General features: G+C 72.6%; 13 protein-coding genes and 1 pseudogene. 8 read left to right on the top strand and 6 right to left on the bottom strand.

The window, feature by feature from the left end:
- The first annotated feature begins 60 nt into the window (after window positions 1-60).
- From ACAZ03_RS15280 to selD, 4 genes and pseudogenes are all read left to right on the top strand, one after another.
- On the top strand, window positions 61-2,367 hold the full coding sequence (locus ACAZ03_RS15280) for an FtsX-like permease family protein (protein ID WP_373357090.1): 2,307 nt from the start codon (window positions 61-63) through the stop codon (window positions 2,365-2,367).
- Window positions 2,357-3,373 (top strand): annotated as a pseudogene (locus tag ACAZ03_RS15275) (lipocalin-like domain-containing protein). Before ACAZ03_RS15280 ends, ACAZ03_RS15275 begins: the two are co-directional and overlap by 11 nt.
- 37 nt (window positions 3,374-3,410) lie before the next feature.
- Window positions 3,411-4,010 (top strand): pyridoxamine 5'-phosphate oxidase family protein, encoded by a 600-nt coding sequence (locus ACAZ03_RS15270; protein ID WP_373354943.1) that lies wholly within the window; start codon window positions 3,411-3,413, stop codon window positions 4,008-4,010.
- Window positions 3,995-6,139: a selenide, water dikinase SelD gene (gene selD / locus ACAZ03_RS15265; protein WP_373354941.1), complete on the top strand. Its 2,145-nt coding sequence runs from the start codon at window positions 3,995-3,997 to the stop codon at window positions 6,137-6,139. Before ACAZ03_RS15270 ends, selD begins: the two co-directional genes overlap by 16 nt.
- Before the next feature lie 45 nt (window positions 6,140-6,184).
- Here selD and ACAZ03_RS15260 read toward each other — a convergent pair whose 3' ends face one another.
- Window positions 6,185-6,733 carry an N-acetyltransferase family protein gene (locus ACAZ03_RS15260; protein ID WP_373354940.1) on the bottom strand — a complete coding sequence of 183 codons (549 nt, stop codon included), beginning with the start codon at window positions 6,731-6,733 and terminating at the stop codon, window positions 6,185-6,187.
- Between the two features lie 201 nt (window positions 6,734-6,934).
- Between ACAZ03_RS15260 and ACAZ03_RS15255 the strand changes: the two genes are divergently transcribed.
- Entirely contained in the window at window positions 6,935-7,387 is a 453-nt protein-coding gene (locus ACAZ03_RS15255) for a GNAT family N-acetyltransferase (RefSeq protein WP_373354938.1), read from the top strand.
- 61 nt (window positions 7,388-7,448) lie between these two features.
- Here the strand turns inward: ACAZ03_RS15255 and mnmH are convergent, their stop codons facing one another.
- The 3 genes from mnmH to ACAZ03_RS15240 all read right to left on the bottom strand — a co-directional run bounded on the left by mnmH (window position 7,449) and on the right by ACAZ03_RS15240 (window position 11,045).
- On the bottom strand, window positions 7,449-8,507 hold the full coding sequence (gene mnmH / locus ACAZ03_RS15250; RefSeq protein ID WP_373354936.1) for a tRNA 2-selenouridine(34) synthase MnmH: 1,059 nt from the start codon (window positions 8,505-8,507) through the stop codon (window positions 7,449-7,451).
- 95 nt (window positions 8,508-8,602) lie between these two features.
- Window positions 8,603-10,660 carry a DNA helicase RecQ gene (gene recQ, locus ACAZ03_RS15245; protein ID WP_373354935.1) on the bottom strand — a complete coding sequence of 686 codons (2,058 nt, stop codon included), beginning with the start codon at window positions 10,658-10,660 and terminating at the stop codon, window positions 8,603-8,605.
- Between the two features lie 97 nt (window positions 10,661-10,757).
- Window positions 10,758-11,045 (bottom strand): YggT family protein, encoded by a 288-nt coding sequence (locus ACAZ03_RS15240; RefSeq protein ID WP_373354933.1) that lies wholly within the window; start codon window positions 11,043-11,045, stop codon window positions 10,758-10,760.
- A 148-nt stretch (window positions 11,046-11,193) separates the two neighbouring features.
- Between ACAZ03_RS15240 and ACAZ03_RS15235 the strand changes: the two genes are divergently transcribed.
- Window positions 11,194-11,727: an acyl-CoA thioesterase gene (locus ACAZ03_RS15235; protein WP_373354932.1), complete on the top strand. Its 534-nt coding sequence runs from the start codon at window positions 11,194-11,196 to the stop codon at window positions 11,725-11,727.
- A 121-nt stretch (window positions 11,728-11,848) separates the two neighbouring features.
- Here the strand turns inward: ACAZ03_RS15235 and ACAZ03_RS15230 are convergent, their stop codons facing one another.
- Together ACAZ03_RS15230 and ACAZ03_RS15225 are read right to left on the bottom strand one after the other, a co-directional pair.
- Window positions 11,849-12,457 carry an SH3 domain-containing protein gene (locus ACAZ03_RS15230; RefSeq protein ID WP_373354930.1) on the bottom strand — a complete coding sequence of 203 codons (609 nt, stop codon included), beginning with the start codon at window positions 12,455-12,457 and terminating at the stop codon, window positions 11,849-11,851.
- Window positions 12,454-13,284 (bottom strand): ABC transporter permease, encoded by an 831-nt coding sequence (locus ACAZ03_RS15225; protein WP_373354929.1) that lies wholly within the window; start codon window positions 13,282-13,284, stop codon window positions 12,454-12,456. The genes ACAZ03_RS15230 and ACAZ03_RS15225 overlap by 4 nt, the downstream gene beginning before the upstream one ends.
- Before the next feature lie 114 nt (window positions 13,285-13,398).
- On the opposite strand from ACAZ03_RS15225, the gene cysQ reads away from it, so the two are divergent.
- Entirely contained in the window at window positions 13,399-14,196 is a 798-nt protein-coding gene (cysQ, locus tag ACAZ03_RS15220; protein ID WP_373354927.1) for a 3'(2'),5'-bisphosphate nucleotidase CysQ, read from the top strand.
- On the top strand, window positions 14,196-15,392 hold the full coding sequence (locus ACAZ03_RS15215) for a glycosyltransferase family 2 protein (RefSeq protein ID WP_373354925.1): 1,197 nt from the start codon (window positions 14,196-14,198) through the stop codon (window positions 15,390-15,392). Before cysQ ends, ACAZ03_RS15215 begins: the two co-directional genes overlap by 1 nt.
- Window positions 15,393-15,437: the final 45 nt, after the last annotated feature.

Below are 15,437 nucleotides of genomic sequence, written 5' to 3'. Positions count from 1 at the left end.
ACGCCCCCCCGAACCGGCCCCGCCCTCACCGCCCTCCTCTCCCACTGGCGCCGCGCGCCCCTGCAGGCCCTCGCGCTCCTCGCCGGGCTTGCGCTCGCAACCGCGCTCTGGACGGCGGTGCAGGCGATCAACGCCGAGGCGCGCGCCGCCTATGACAGCGCCGCCGCGCTCCTCGGCGAGGCGGACCATCCCCAGCTCACCGCGGCCGATGGCGGGCCGATCCCGCTCGCCACCTACACCGCGCTCCGCCGCGCGGGCTGGCTGGTCTCGCCGGTGGTGGAGGGGCGGCTGAATGGCCAGCGGCTCGTCGGGCTCGACCCGCTGTCGGCCCCCACGCTCCCGGGGGAGGGCGCCGGCACCGACCTTGCCGCTTTCCTGACCCCGCCGGGTCAGATCATCGGCCGGGGGGATTCCCTCGCCGCCCTGCCGCCGGGCGTCGCCGCCGCCCGCATCGAGGACCCCTCCGCCGCCCCCGGCACGCTCGTCACCGATCTCGCCGTCGCGCAGGAGCTCCTCGCGCGCCCCGGCCAGCTCAGCCGGCTGATCCTCCTCCCGGGCCAGCCCCTCGGCCGGCCGCCGCTGGAGGAAGTTGCCCCCGGGCTCGTCCTGCAACCCGCCAGCGGTGCGGCGGATGTCTCGCGGCTCACCCGCTCGTTCCACCTCAACCTCACCGCCTTCGGTTTTCTCGCCTTCGCGACCGGGATCTTCATCGCCCATGGCGCCGTCGGGCTGGCGATCGAGCAGCGGCGCGGCCTCGTGCGGACGCTCCGCGCGCTTGGCCTGCCGCTCTCGACGATCCTGAGGCTCCTCGCTTTTGAGCTCCTCCTCTTCGCGCTCGCCGCCGCATTGCTCGGTCTCGCGCTGGGGCTCGCCCTCGCGGCGCTTCTCCTGCCCGACGTCTCCGCCTCGCTCGCGAGCCTCTATCGCGCCGAGGTGCCCGGGCAGCTCTCGCTGCGCCCCGCGGCGGTGGCGGCGGCGCTCGGCATGAGCCTGATCGGCGCCGGGCTCGCCGGGGGCTCGGGGCTCTGGCAGATCGCGCGGATGCCGCTGCTCGCCTCGGCCGGGGGCCGTGCCTGGGCGATGCGCGCCGGGCGGGGGCGGGCCATTCAGGCGGCGGGCGGGGCGCTGCTGCTCGCCGGGGCCGCCGCGCTGACCCGCGCCGAGAGCCTGCCCGCCGCCTTCGCGCTGCTCGCAGGGCTGCTCCTCGGGGCGGCGCTGATCCTGCCCGCGGTCCTCGCGCTGATCCTGAAGCTCGGCGAGGCCGCCGCGCGGCGGCCGCTCGCCCAATGGGTCTGGGCCGACAGCCGCCAGCAGCTCCCCGGCCTGTCGCTGGCACTGATGGCGCTCCTCCTCGCCATGGCCGCGAATGTGGGGGTCTCGACGATGGTTTCGTCCTTCCGCGCCACCTTCACCGGCTTTCTCGACCAGCGGCTGATCGCCGACCTCTATGTCGACCTCGCCGCGCCGGAGGAGGCGGAGGCCCTCGCCGGGCTCGACGCCCGCGTCCTGCCGCTCCTCGGCGCGGAGCTGGTGCTCCGCGGCCATCCGGGCGAGCTGCTCGGCATGCGCCCCGATCCGGCCTACCGAGAGGCCTGGGGCTTTCTCGATGCGCTGCCGGAGGTCTGGGAGAGGCTCGATGCCGGCGAGGGCGCGCTCGTCAACGAGCAATTCGCCCGAGCCGAGGGGCTGGCCCCGGGCGATGCCCTCAGCCTCGGGCCGGAGAGTCTGCCGATCCTCGGCATCTATGGCGACTACGGCAATCCGGACTGGCAGGTGATCGTCGGCGAAGCGCTCTTCCGCCGCCTGCATCCGGAGGTGCAGCCGACCCGCTTCGGCCTCATCGGCGAGCCCGCGGCGCTCCGCCCCGTCCTCGCCGCCGCCGGCATCCCGCCGGGACGGGTGACGGATCAGGCGGCGATGAAGGCGGCGGCGCTCGAGATCTTCGAGCGGACCTTCACGGTCACCGCCGCGCTCAACGCCGCGACGCTGGCGACGGCGGCGCTGGCGATGCTCTTCTCGCTCCTCACCATGGCCGGGCGGCGGCTGCCGCAGCTCGCGCCCGTCTGGGCCATGGGGCTGACGCGGGGCCGGCTTGCTGGGCTGGAGATGGGGCGGGCGATGATGCTGGCCGCCCTCACCGCGCTCGCGGCGCTGCCCCTCGGCCTCGCCCTCGCGCTGGCGCTCCTCGCCAAGGTCAACACCGCCGCCTTCGGCTGGGCGCTGCCGATGGCGCTCTTCCCCTGGGATTACGCGCGGCTCTTCGGGCTTTGCCTGCTGGCGGCGGCGCTGGCGGCGCTCTGGCCGGCCTGGCGGCTCTGGCGCATCGCCCCGGCCGAGCTTCTGAAGGTCTTCGCGCATGAACGTTAAGGCCCTGCTGGTCGCAATCTGCCTCGCCTCCCCGGCGCTCGGGCAGGGCTTTGCCGGGCTCGGCGAGGGGGCGGAGGGCTTCGCGGAGGTGACCCCGGGCCGCGCCTTCGCCTTCCCGGAGGATCACGGCGCCCATCCGGCCTTCCGCACCGAATGGTGGTATGTCACCGCCAACCTCACCGGCCCGGACGGCACGGAATACGGCGCGCAATGGACGCTCTTCCGCTCCGCCCTCCGGCCCGGGGCAGAACAGGTCTGGTTCGCCCATGCCGCCGTCACCTCGGCGGAGGACCACCTCGCCACCGCCCGCTACGCGAGGGGCGACACCGGGCAGGCCGGTGTCACCGCCGCGCCCTTCGAGGCCTGGATCGATGAATGGCGGATGGCGGGGGAGGGGCTGGAGGCCGTGACCCTCACCGCCGCCGGCCCCGACTTTGCCTATGAGCTGGCGCTGGAGGCAGAGGGGCCGCTCGTCCTTTAAGGCACCGAGGGCTATTCGGTGAAGAGCGCCGGGGGGCAGGCGAGCCATTACTATTCGCAGCCCTTCTACCGGGCGGAGGGCGTGCTGACGCTGCCCGAAGGCGAGGTGCCCGTCACCGGCACGGCCTGGCTCGACCGGGAGTTCTCCTCCCGCTTTCTCGGGCCGGGGCAGGAGGGCTGGGACTGGGTCGGGCTCTCCTTCGCGGATGGCGCGCGGCTGATGGGCTTCGTCCTCCGGGGGGAGGAGGATTTCACCCAGGCCACCTGGATCGCGCCGGACGGGGCGGCCGAACCCTTCCCCGACGGCGCGCTCCGCGCGACGCCCCTGGCCTTCGGCGAGGTCGCGGGGCGGCAGATCCCCCTCCGCTGGCGGCTGGAGCTGCCGGCGAAGAGGCTCGACGTGGAGCTGGAACCGCTGAACCCGGACGCCTGGATGGGCGTGGTGCCGCCCTATTGGGAAGGCCCGGTGCGCGTCACCGGCAGCCACGAGGGGCGCGGCTATCTGGAGATGACCGGCTACGAGTGAGGTGGTGGCCCGCGCGGGGCCATGCGACAAGCGGGCGATGGAGACGCTGGACGAGATATGGGCCGCGGCCGAGGCCGTGCTGGGCGCGCTGCCGCGGGTGGCGGTGCTGGGCACGGTCGGCGACGGGCCGGAGATGCGGGTGGTGATGCTGCGCGAGGCGCGGGGCGAGGCGCGGGGGGCTTGGCAGCCCCCCGAACCCCCCGCCCCGGGGGGCCGTCTGCCCCCCGGATCCCCCCGAGGATTTTTCGGGAGCAAAGACGGGGGGGCTTTGGAGGCGGTGGTCCATACCGATGCGGCGACGGCGAAGGTGGCGGAGCTCAAGGCCGATCCGAGGGCGGCGCTGCTGATCTGGGACGAGGCGGCGGCGCTGCAGCTCCGGCTGACCGGGCGGGCGCGGGTCGAGACCGGCGCCTCGGCGGCGGACTGGGCGGCGGCGCGGCAGGAGAACTACGGCAAGCAGCCGGCGCCCGGGATGGTGATCGCCGAGGGCGGCGCCTGGGAGCTGCGGCCCGCGCCGGAGGCCTTCGCGACGGTGACGCTCGACGTGGCAGCGCTGGAGGTGCTCCACCTCGGCGCGGCGCACCGTCGGGCGCGGTTCGAGGCGCCGGGCTGGGGCGGGGCGTGGCTCGTCCCATGATGGCGCATCCGCTCACCCGCGATCTGGTGCTCGTCGGCGGCGGGCATGCGCATGCGCTGCTCCTCAAGCGCTGGGCGATGCGGCCGCTGACCGGGGCGCGGCTGACGCTGGTCGACCCCGGGCCTGTCACCGCCTATTCCGGGATGCTGCCGGGCGTCGTCGCCGGGCATTACCCGCCCGAGGCCCTCTCGATCGACCTCGTGAAGCTCGCCCGCGCCGCCCGGGCGCGGCTGGTGCCGGGCCGGGCCGAGGGGATCGACCGGGCGCGGCAGGAGGTCCATGTCACTGGCCGGCCGCCCGTCGGCTACGACATCCTGTCGCTCGACATCGGCATCAGCTCCGCCATGCCGGGCCTGCCGGGCTTCGCGGAGCATGGCGTGCCGGCCAAGCCGCTCGGGGGCTTCCTCGCGCGGTGGGAGGCGTTCAGGGCCAGAGGCGGCGATGTCGTGGTCATCGGCGGCGGCATCGCCGGGGTCGAACTGGCGCTCGCCGTGGCGGAGGGCTGCAAGGGCGCCCGCGTGCGGCTGGTGGAGCGGGGGGCGCTCCTCTCCCGCTTGCCGGAGCGGAGCGCGGCGGTAATCCGCGCCGAACTCGAGGGCCGGGTCGAGCTGATCGAGGGGGTGGACCCGGTGGCCGTGGGGCCGGAGACGGTGATGCTCTCGGACGGTCGCACGCTGCCCTCGGCCTTCACCATCGGCACGGCGGCGACGGCGCCGCAGGGCTGGCTGGCGGAGACGGGGCTGACGCTCCACGAGGGTTTCGTGAGCGTTGGCCAGACGCTCCAATCCTCCGACCCCGCCATCTTCGCCGCCGGCGACTGCGCCCATTACGCCTGGGACCCGCGGCCGAAGGCCGGCGTCTTCGCGGTGCGGGCGGCGCCGGTGCTGACGCACAACCTCAAGGTGGCGCTCGAGGGGCGGGGGCGGATGCAGCGCTTCCGGCCGCAGCGCGATTATCTGAAGCTGGTGTCCCTAGGCGGGAAACGAGCGGTGGGGGCGCGGAACGGGCTGATCCTCAAGGGCGCCCTCATCTGGCACTGGAAGGACCGGATCGACCGGCGCTTCATGGAGCGCCTGTCGGACGTGGCGCCGATGCGGCTGGACCCGCCGCGCCACCGCGCCGCCGGGGCGGACGCGTTCGGCGAGGCGGCGCTCTGCGGCGGCTGCGGTGCTAAGGTCGGGCGGGGAGCGCTGGGGGAGGCTCTGGCCGGGTTGCCGGCGCCGGGGCCGGGGCTCGAGCGGCTGAAGGGCGACGATGCGGCGGTGCTCCACACCGGCGGCGCCCGACAGGTGGTGACGACGGACCACCTCCGCGACTTCACGGAGGACCCCTATGCGATGGCGCGGCTGACGACGCTCCATGCGCTCGGCGACATCTGGGCCATGGGCGCCCGGCCGCAGGCGGCGCTTTTGTCGCTGACGCTGCCGCGGATGAGCGAGGCCCTGCAGCGGCGGACGCTGGCGGAGGTCATGGCCGGCGCCGGGGAGGCGCTGGCGGAAGCGGGGGCGGAGATCGCCGGCGGCCACACGACGATGGGCGCCGAGATGCAGATCGGGCTGACGCTGACGGGCCTACTTGAGCGGGAGCCGATCACCCTCGCCGGGGCGCGGCCGGGCGATGCGCTGCTCCTGACGGCGCCGATCGGCACCGGGGTGATCCTCGCCGCCGAGATGGCGGGCCGGGCGCCGGGGCCGGTGGTGGCCGGCTGCCTCGCGGCGATGGGCCGGGGGCAGGGCGAGGTGGCGGCGATCCTCTCCGGCGCCCATGCGATGACGGATGTGACGGGCTTCGGCCTCGCCGGGCATCTGGCGGGGATGGTGGAGGCCTCGGGCGTGGCGGCGGAGCTGGATCTGGCGGCGGTGCCGGTGCTGCCGGGGGCGGAGGCGCTGGCGGCGGCGGGCCTCCGCTCGACGATCTGGGCCGACAACCGCGCCGGCGCCGGGCCGGTGAGCGGCGCGTCGGGGGCGAGGGGGGAGCTCCTCTTCGATCCGCAGACCTGCGGCGGGATGCTGGCGGCGGTGGCGGCGGAGGAGGCCGATGGGCTCCTCGAGGCGCTGCGGGCGGCGGGCTATGAGGCGGCGCAGATCGGCCGGGTGACCGAGGGCGCGCCGCGGATCGTCTGCCGGTAGGGCCGGGCTCGGCCCGCACCACCGGGCGGGCTCGCGGGGCAGCGCCTAGCCGAACTCCCAGGTGACGACGATGTTCTCCGACCGCCAGAGCGGCCCCGGGTCGAGGAAGCCGGCCCCTTCCACGCCCCCCATCGCCCTGTAGAACGCCCGCGCCCGCGCATTCTGCCGCACGACGGCGAGCGCGGCGCCGTGCTCTCCGGCGGAGCGGCAATCCTCGAGGGCAGCCTGCAGCAGGCGCTTGCCGAGGCCGCGGCCCTGCGCCTCCGCCGCGACATAGAGATGCTTGATCTCGGCCCGTCCGGCGAAGGTCGGATGGGTGGCGGCGCCGAGGCTGACGACACCGAGAAGTTTGCCGGCCTCCTCCGCCACCCAGACGCCCCGCGCGGGCTGGACGGTGGCGAGCGCCCCGGACCAATAGGGCATGCGCCTGGCCTCATCGAGGCGGCTGAGGGCCTCCTCCGGCGCGAGACCACCATATGTCGCCCGCCAGACATCGACATGCAGGCGGGCGAGGGCCGCTGCCTCATCGGGCCGGCCCCGGCGAATGGTCACGTCGTGCTCCGGCATCTCTCCCCGCTCCTGCCTGTCGGACATGCGGCGGCAGTAGCGCAGGGCGCTGCGGGAGGACAGCGACCTTCGGGCAGAGCGGCCATTGTGCCGGGCGGGCAGGGCGCTTAGGACGGGGCCGCCTCAAGAGGAGATCGATGCACGGAAGGCCATGGCTGGCCGCAGGGAGCGGCGTCGCTCGGCACAGCGGTGCCGATCCTTTTTGCACATCATCTTCAGGAGGGTCTCATGGAGACCGAAGACCTTGTGATCCGGCCGTTTGTCGCGGCGACGGATCTGGAAAGACTGTCCGACATCTGGTTCGCAGCCTCGCTGCTTGCGCATCCCTTCATCGGAGAGCCGCGGCTCATCGAGCAGCGGCGCCTCATCGAGCAGGAATATCTGCCGAAGGCCGAGACCGCGGTGGCCTGCCTCGGCGGCGAGCCCGCAGGCTTCATCAGCCTCCTTGGCACCTTCGTCGGCGGGATCTTCGTCGCGCCGGAGCGTCAGGGGCTGGGCATCGGGCGGCGGCTCATCTTTCACGCGCTGGCGCGGACGGGCGAGCTGACGCTCGAGGTCTATACCGCCAACCGGCAGGCGGTGCGCTTCTATGAGGCGCTCGGGTTCCGGCAGCTTTCCCGGCGCGAGGTCGATGACGAGGGGCTGCCCTTTGCGAATGCGACCCTGCATCTGAGGGCCTAGGCGCGGGCCGGGTGTGGACCTCCTCGCCCGGCCGACCGGGGCGGCCTTCGACCCGCCGCCCTCAGCCCGCCGCCCCGTCCAGCAGCCGCTCGATCTCGTCCGCCGCCGCCTCGAGGCCCGGCCCGTCGAGCGTGCCGGCGGCGACCTCGCCCAAGGTCACGAAGTCCCGCGCCGCGCGGCTCTTGGCATAGGCCGGGTCGTAATGCTCGACCATCAGCGCCTCGGCGAGGGCGACATCGGCGCCCGCCGCCGAGAGCTCGAGCCAGCGCTCGATCACCTCATGGCCGCGGATGCGGGCGAGGGGGAGGAGCTTCTCCGCCAGCCCCGCCCGGTCCGCCGCGATGTCGGCATAGGCCTCCGCCAGGTAGCGGGCGCGGGCGTCGAGCGGCGCGGAGAGGACGATGCGCGGCGCCGCGCCCATCGCCTTCCAGAGCGCCGGCGGCAGGGTCAGGCTGCCGATCTTGCTGCTCTCGGCCTCCGCCAGCACCACCGCGCCCGGCGGCAGCGCCGCCAGCGCCATGGCGAGCGCCGTCTCGAAGCCCTTCTGCGCGGGCTGGCCGCCCGGCATCGGGCCGAGGAGCGAGCCGCGGTGATGCGCCAGGCCCTCCAGATCGAGCACCGGCCGCCCCCGCGCCTTCAGGCGGTGGAGGAGCTCGGTCTTCGCCGTGCCCGTGTCGCCGTCGAGGAGGACCAGCCGGAGCGGCAGTTCCGCCTCGTAGAGAAAGGCGGAGACGAGCCGCCGCCAGCTCCGGTAGCCGCCCTCCACCACTTCGGCCCGCCAGCCGATCTGGGAAAGGATCGAGGCGAAAGAATTGCTGCGCTGCCCGCCCCGCCAGCAATAGACCAGTGGCCGCCAGCCGCCGGTGCGGTCGGCGAGCGGCCCTGCGATATGGTCGGCGGAATTGCGGGCCACCAGCGCGGCGCCGACCTTGCGGGCGCGGAAGGGGCTTTCCTGCGCATAGATCGTGCCGACCGTCGCGCGCTCCTCGTTGGAGAGGACGGGCAGCGAGATCGCGCCCGGCACATGATCCTCGGCGAATTCCGCCGGGGAGCGGACGTCGATGACATCGTCGAAGCCATGGGCGAGGAAGTCGGAAAGGGTGTCGAAACGCTGGGCCATGCGCGTTCCTAGCCGCCCCGGGGGCCTGCCGCCAGAGGGGCGGAGCGCGGCGCCGTCGGGGCCTCGCCGCCGCAGAGCGCCCCGCCGGAGCGGCGTCAGCCCTCGGCGATGATCTGGAGGAAGGCGAGGCCGAAGCGCTCCGCTGCCCGCTCGCCGATGAGGTGGGAGAGGGCGGGGAGGTCGGCGGGCCGCGCCTCGGCGACGCGGGCGAGCGCGGCCTGGGGGCAGGACATCGGCTTGTCCGTCCCCTCCGGCCCCCGGGCGAGTTCGAGCTGGGCGGCCTGCAGCCGGTCGAAGAGGTCGCCCGCCGGGCGGCCCGCCAGCTTCATGCGGCGGGGGTGGAGCGCCTCGGCCTCGCCGGCGATGACCTGCAAGAACTCCGCCCCGTATTTCTCCAGCTTCTTGCCGCCGACGCCGTTCACCCGGGCGATCTCGTCCATCGTGCCGGGCCGCGCCTCGGCCATCTCGATCAGCGTCTTGTCGGTGAAGACCATGTAGGCGGGCAGGCCCTGGGCCTCCGCCAGCGCCCGGCGCTTGGCCTTGAGGGCGGAGAGGAGCGGCGCATCCTCGTCGCGGACGAGCGTGTGGACCTTCGGCACGGGGCGGGCGGCGCGGGTCATGGCGTCGCGGCGGAGCGTGACGCTTTCCTCGCCGCGGAGGACCGGCCGCGCCGCCTCGGTCATGCGAAGAGCGCCGTGGCGGGCGGGGTCGGGGCGGATGAGGTCTCTCGCCTGCATCTGCCGCAGGATCGCCTGCCATTCGGCCTTGGACCATTTGGCGCCGACGCCGAAGGTCGGCAGATCGTCATGCCGCCACTGGGTGACCTTGTCGGTGGCCGTGCCGCGCAGGATGTCGATCAGATGCCCGCCGCCGAAGCGCTCCTCCGTCCGGAGCGCGGCGGACAGCGCCATGCGCACCGGCTCGGTGCCGTCGAAGACGTCCGGCGGCGCGTCGCAGAGGTCGCAATTGCCGCAAGGGTCGCCAAGGGTCTCGCCGAAATAGGCGAGGAGCACCTGCCGCCGGCAGCCCAGGGCCTCGGCGAGGCCGAGGAGGGCGTTGAGGCGGCCGTGGTCGGCCGACTTGCGCTCCGGCGGGGCGAGGCCCTCGTCGATCTGCTGGCGGCGGTAGCGGATGTCGTCGGGGCCGAAGAGGGTGAGCGTCTCGGCGGGGGCGCCGTCGCGGCCGGCGCGGCCGATCTCCTGATAATAGCCTTCGATCGACTTCGGCAGGTCGGCATGGGCCACCCAGCGGATGTCGGGCTTGTCGACGCCCATGCCGAAGGCGATGGTCGCGGCGACGACGAGCCCGTCCTCCTGCTGGAAGCGCCGCTCGCCCTCGCGGCGCGCCTCCGCCTCCATGCCGCCGTGATAGGCCAGCGCCGGAATGCCGGCGGCATTGAGCGCGTCGGCGAGGCCCTCCGTCTTCGCGCGGGTGCCGCAATAGACGATGCCCGACTGGCCGCGCCGCGCCTCGGCGAAGGCGAGGATCTGGCGGCGGGGCTGGTCCTTCGCGGCGAAGGCGAGATGGATGTTCGGCCGGTCGAAGCCGCGCAGGAACACGCGCGGCGGCTGGCCGAAGAGCTTCTCGCCGATCTCGGCCCGGGTCTCTTCATCCGCCGTGGCGGTGAAGGCGGCGAGGGGGACGGCAAGCGCCCGGCGGAGCTCGCCGATGCGCAGGTAATCCGGGCGGAAGTCATGGCCCCACTGGCTGACGCAATGCGCCTCGTCGACGGCGATGAGCCCGACCCCGGCGCGGCGGAGCATCTGGGGCACGCCGCCCGCCGCCAGCCGCTCGGGCGCCATGTAGAGCAGCCGCAGCGTGCCGGCCTCGAGCCCGGCCCAGACGGCGTCGGTCTCTTCCGGCGTGTTGCCGGAGGTGAGCGCCCCGGCCTCTACCCCCGCCTCGCGAAGGGCGCGGACCTGGTCGCGCATCAGCGCGATGAGGGGAGAGATGACGAGCGTGACGCCGCCGCGGAGTAGCGCCGGGAGCTGGTAGCAGAGCGACTTGCCTCCGCCGGTGGGCATGATGGCGAGGATATCCTCGCCGGCCGCCACAGCGGAGACGATCTCCGCCTGGCCGGGGCGGAAGGCGGTGAAGCCGAAGATGTCGTGGAGGAGCCGCTCTGCGGCGGCGAGGTCCGTTCCGTCTGCCATGGGGAGGGCTTAGCGCCGGGGGCGGCCGGGCTCAATGGCAGGAAATGGGGGGGGCGGCTCGGCCCGTCCTGACGGGCGGGCCCGCAAGGGGCTCGCGTCAGTAGAAGAGCGCGACGTTGTTCCGCAGGATGATCTCGAGGATGTAGATCACGACCAGCGCCACGAGGGGCGCAAGGTCGAGACCGCCCATGCTCGGCAGGATGCGCCGGATCGGGTTGTAGACCGGGTCGAGCAGCCGGTTGAGCCCGTACCAGATCTGGCTGACGAGCGGCTGGCGGATGTTCAGCACCTGGAAGCTGATCAGCCAGGACATGATGAAATGCGCGAAGATGAACACCTTGGCGATGCCGAGGAGCAGCATGAGGATCTGGAAGAGCGAGGTCATCTTTGGTGTCCTTCAAGGGGCCGGGGATGACCTAAGCGCTGGCTGCCGCGCTTGCAACCGCCGGGGCCGCCTGTCGTGACCCAGGGTTAAACTTGACCTGTGCCTGCCGGGGCGGGACGCGGGGAAGAGCAAACCTGGAGGGTCGGGCATGTATCCATTCGTGCGCATGTGGCGCGGGCTGGCGCAGGCGAAGCGGCTGGGGCCGCTGGAGCTGGGCGAGACCTCGGTCACCCATCACCGCATCTGGCCGCAGGACATCGACTTCTGGATGGAGCTGAACAACGGCCGCGCCTTCACGCTCTACGATCTCGGCCGGCTGCCCTTCGCGCATCGCATCGGCCTCTCGGCCGCGCTGAAGGAGAACGGCTGGGGGATGACGGTGGCCGGCTCGACCATCCGCTACCGCCGCCGGGTGCGGCCCTTCGAGCGGGTGGAGATGCGGACGCGGAACGCGGGCTGGGATGCGCGGTTCTTCTATGTCGAGCAGAGCATGTGGAACGCCGCCGGCGAGGCGGCCAATGCCGCGCTGATCCGCATGGCGGTGACGAGCCGTGAGGGCATCCTGCCGCCAGCGCGGGTGGTGGAGGCGATGGGCCTCGATCCGGCGCTGCCGGAGCTGTCGGACTGGGTGAAGGCCTGGGTGGCGGCAGAGGCCGAGCGGCCCTGGCCGCCGATGAGCTGAGGGGGCGGGCGCCGCTTAGGGCGCGGGGGGCCGGCCCGTGCCGGGCCGGGTGGAGGCGCTGCCTCCACACCTCCGAGGTATTTTCGGCCAGATGAAGGGGATCCCGGGAGGGGGCGGCGGGTCAGCGCGTGAGGGCGCAGCAGCCGGTGCGGAGCGTGGCGCCCCCTTCGGAGGGGGTGGCGAGCGCGGCGGAGAGGCCGTAGGCGCGGTCCGACATGCCGTCTGAGCATTGCTCGCGCGTGACGACGAGCGCGCCGATGGCGCCGTCGCCGAGCCAGGCGAAGCTCTGCGGCCAGCCGCTCGGGCCGGCGGGGACGAGCGGGGTGAAGCGCTCCTGCGGCCCCTCGGGGGTGGTGACCTGCCAGCCGCCCGGGCCTTCGGTCAGATCCCAGAAGGGCTCTGTGCCGAAGCAGGTGGCGATGGCGGGAGCGTAGCCGTCAAACTGGCCCGGCTGGCGGGCGAGAAAGGCCATCGAGACCCAGCCCGAGCCCTCGCCGGTGTTGACGAGGCCCCAGGCGCCGTCCTCGCTCGCCGCCACGACCTCGACGCCGCGCGCATCGGGGGGCAGGGCGGCGATGACCGGATTGCCCGTGCCGGGGCCGGAGCGGATGTTCAGAACGTCGTCGGCCGCGACGCCGGTGACGTCGTGGAGGGCGGGAAGCAGCTCCTCCGTCGTGGCGGAGGCCATGCCGGCCCAGAGGGTCAAAATCATGGCGGCGATGATCTTCATTGCCCGGCACTCCAGCTCTTCGAGGCATATTGGCGGGTGTAGAACTCGCCCATCATGCCGATGATGACCAGCGCGCAGCTCAGCTTCAGCGGGTAGCCCCAGCTCGTGAAGTGCGGCGTGTAGTTGAGAAAGATGAAGCCCCGCGCCTGGTCGATGATGTGGAAGAGCGGGTTCCAGGCGAACATCGACAGCATGAAGCCCGGCAGCGAATTGGCGACGAACATTTTGCCGGAGGCGACCATGTTCGCGCGGCTCCACACCGTGCCGGCGACGGAGGTGAAATTGGGCGCCCAGGGCTTCACCGCCAGAAGCAGCATCCCCACCGCCACGCCGGAGAACCAGGCGAGGAGCACCATGCACATCGCGCCGAACGGGTCGTCGATGGTGATGGGGGAGAAGAGCACGTGGTAGAAGAACAGGATCACGAACATCGACAGCACCTGCAGATAAAGCGAGGCGAGCGCCGCGGCGCTGATCGTCACCGTCGTGTTGAGGGGCGCGTGCTGCATCAGCGGCGAGGTCGGCCCCTCGGCCTTGGTCACCGCGCCCACCGCCTTCACATGCACCATGAAGATGAAGACGCCCGACATGATGTAGAGCAGGAAATCCCCCCGGATCGACGCGGTGAAGCCGCGGCGCATCCCGAAGAACTGGAACATCAAAAAGAAGGTGGCGATGAAGAGCACGGATTGCAGGATGTTCATCAGCAAGCCGCCCAGCGCCGAGCGATGGGTCTTGCGCACGTTGCGCACCGTCGAATGATAGATCAGTTCGAGCAGGGCAAAGATGCTCACGATCGTGCTGCGCTGGCGGGGGGCTTCGAACATGACTCCGGGTCCGGTGGTGTGGCGCGGGCGATGCGGCGCGGGTGGCAGGCTTGCCGCACCCGCCCATGGGCAGCATAAGGGGCGCGGCCCCATCATGATATAGAGGAAAAGCCCTTGGACTTTGACAAACTTGTGTCGGTGATGCGCCGTCTGGCGCTCGAGGCCGGTGACGCGATCATGGAGGTCTATGGCTCCGATGATTTCGAGGTGAAGTCCAAGAGCGACCAGAGCCCGGTGACAGAGGCCGACGAGACGGCCGACGCGCTCATCTCCGCCGGCCTCAGGGAGGCCTTTCCCGATGTGGCGCTGGTGACGGAGGAGCAGGCGGCGAGCCACGGGCAGGAGGTGTCGACCTTCCTCATCGTCGACCCGCTCGACGGCACGAAGGAATTCGTCAACCGCCGTGGGGATTTCACCGTCAACATCGCCTATGTCGAAGACGGCGTGCCGCTGCGCGGCGTGGTCTATGCGCCGGCCAAGGGGCGGCTCTTCTACACGGCGGCGGACGGGTCGAGCGTCGAGGAAACGGGCGATTTCGCCAAGGAGGCGCCCGGGCCGGTCGCGCCGATCCGGGTCTCGCAGCCCGACAATGGCGCGCTGATGGTCGTCGCCTCGAAATCGCACCGCGACCAGGCGACCGACGATTACATCGCGAAGTACCATGTGAAGGACATGACCTCCGCCGGGTCCTCGCTGAAGTTCTGCCTGATCGCGGCCGGTGAGGCCGATCTCTACCCCCGCCTCGGGCGGACGATGGAATGGGATACGGCCGCCGCCGATGCCGTGCTGCGCGGCGCCGGCGGGCGGATGGTGACCTTCGAGGGCCATGCGCCCTTCACCTATGGCAAGCCCGGCTTCGCCAACCCGTTCTTCATCGCCCATGCGCCGGGGGTCGAGCTCAAGGCGCCCTGATGCGCGCCAGCGTCATCATCGTCAGCCACGGGCGCCCGCGGGCGCTGGCGCGTTGCCTGATGGCGCTGGAGCAGCTCAACACGCCGGAGTTCGAGGTCGTCGTCGTCGCCGACCGGGCGGGGCTCGAGGCGGCGGGGCGCGAGGGGCGGATCAAGCGGGTGGCCTTCGAGGAGGCCAATATCTCCGCCGCGCGCAACCTCGGCATCATGGCAGCCGCCGGCGAGGCGCTCGCCTTCATCGACGATGACGCGGTGCCCTGCCCGGACTGGCTGGACCGTCTGGTGGAGGGGCTGGGGCGGGCTCCCGCCGCCACCGGCTATGTCATCGGGCGGAACGGCTTTTCCTTCCAGCACCGTGCGCGGCGCATCCGGGCGGATGCGACCCATGGCCGGCTGGAGGTGCCGGAGGGCGGCGCCGTGATCGCGCCCGAGGCGGGCGCGCCGGTCAAGACGGAGGGGACCAACATGGCCTTCCGGCGCGCGGCGCTGGTGGAGGCCGGCGGGTTCGACCCCGCCTACCGCTTCTATCTGGACGAGGGGGACCTCAATCTGCGGATGATGGCGCCGACCGCGGTGATCCCCAAGGCCATCGTCCACCACGGCTTCATGGCCTCCGCCCGGCGGCGGGACGACCGGGTGCCGCTGGACCTGACGGAGGTCGGCGCCTCGCTGGCGGTGTTCCTGCGCCGGCACGGGGCGGATGCGGCGACCATGGCGCGGCGCATCTACGACCAGCTCGCCGAAGAGCAGTCTCGCGTCTTCCGGCACCTGCGCGCCCGGCGCATCTCGCGGCGGACGGCGCGGGAGATCGTGCGCAGCTTCGCCGACGGGGTGGAGGCGGGCAAGGCCCGCCCGCTGCCGCCGCTGGTGCCGCTCACCGGCGCGCCGCCGCCCTTCCTGCCGTTCCGCCCGCAGGCGCAGGGCGCGCCGCAATGCTTCGCCGGCCGGCCCTGGGATGCGCCGCGCCTGCGCCGGGCCGCGGCCGCCGCTGTCGCCGCGGGCGCGAGGGCGGAACTCTACCTCTTTTCGCCGACGGCGCTCTTTCACAGGCGCCGCTTCACGAATGATGGTATATGGGAGCAAAGGGGCGGACTCTTCGGTCGCTCCGACCGCGCCATGCCGCTTCTGCAATTTCGCCGTTTTTCTGGTAGACTGGCAGAAGAACGAGGCTCTTCGCCGCTCCGTCAGTGCAAATAGCTGCCAAAGCCACGAACGCGCCACGAAACCGCCCAACGAATCGAG

Source organism: Pseudoroseicyclus sp. CXY001 (assembly GCF_041714655.1).
Lineage (GTDB): Bacteria > Pseudomonadota > Alphaproteobacteria > Rhodobacterales > Rhodobacteraceae > Pseudoroseicyclus_A.
This window is presented reverse-complemented; position numbering and strand designations above follow the sequence as displayed.

What these genes read in the sequence shown, in the direction of transcription:
- ACAZ03_RS15270 (WP_373354943.1), top strand. Translation starts at nt 3,411, where the DNA reads ATGGAGACGCTGGACGAGATATGGGCCGCGGCCGAGGCCGTGCTGGGC.
- ACAZ03_RS15260 (WP_373354940.1), bottom strand. Translation starts at nt 6,733, where the DNA reads ATGTCCGACAGGCAGGAGCGGGGAGAGATGCCGGAGCACGACGTGACC.
- ACAZ03_RS15255 (WP_373354938.1), top strand. Translation starts at nt 6,935, where the DNA reads ATGGAGACCGAAGACCTTGTGATCCGGCCGTTTGTCGCGGCGACGGAT.
- mnmH (WP_373354936.1), bottom strand. Translation starts at nt 8,507, where the DNA reads ATGGCCCAGCGTTTCGACACCCTTTCCGACTTCCTCGCCCATGGCTTC.
- recQ (WP_373354935.1), bottom strand. Translation starts at nt 10,660, where the DNA reads ATGGCAGACGGAACGGACCTCGCCGCCGCAGAGCGGCTCCTCCACGAC.
- ACAZ03_RS15240 (WP_373354933.1), bottom strand. Translation starts at nt 11,045, where the DNA reads ATGACCTCGCTCTTCCAGATCCTCATGCTGCTCCTCGGCATCGCCAAG.
- ACAZ03_RS15235 (WP_373354932.1), top strand. Translation starts at nt 11,194, where the DNA reads ATGTATCCATTCGTGCGCATGTGGCGCGGGCTGGCGCAGGCGAAGCGG.
- ACAZ03_RS15230 (WP_373354930.1), bottom strand. Translation starts at nt 12,457, where the DNA reads ATGAAGATCATCGCCGCCATGATTTTGACCCTCTGGGCCGGCATGGCC.
- ACAZ03_RS15225 (WP_373354929.1), bottom strand. Translation starts at nt 13,284, where the DNA reads ATGTTCGAAGCCCCCCGCCAGCGCAGCACGATCGTGAGCATCTTTGCC.
- ACAZ03_RS15215 (WP_373354925.1), top strand. Translation starts at nt 14,196, where the DNA reads ATGCGCGCCAGCGTCATCATCGTCAGCCACGGGCGCCCGCGGGCGCTG.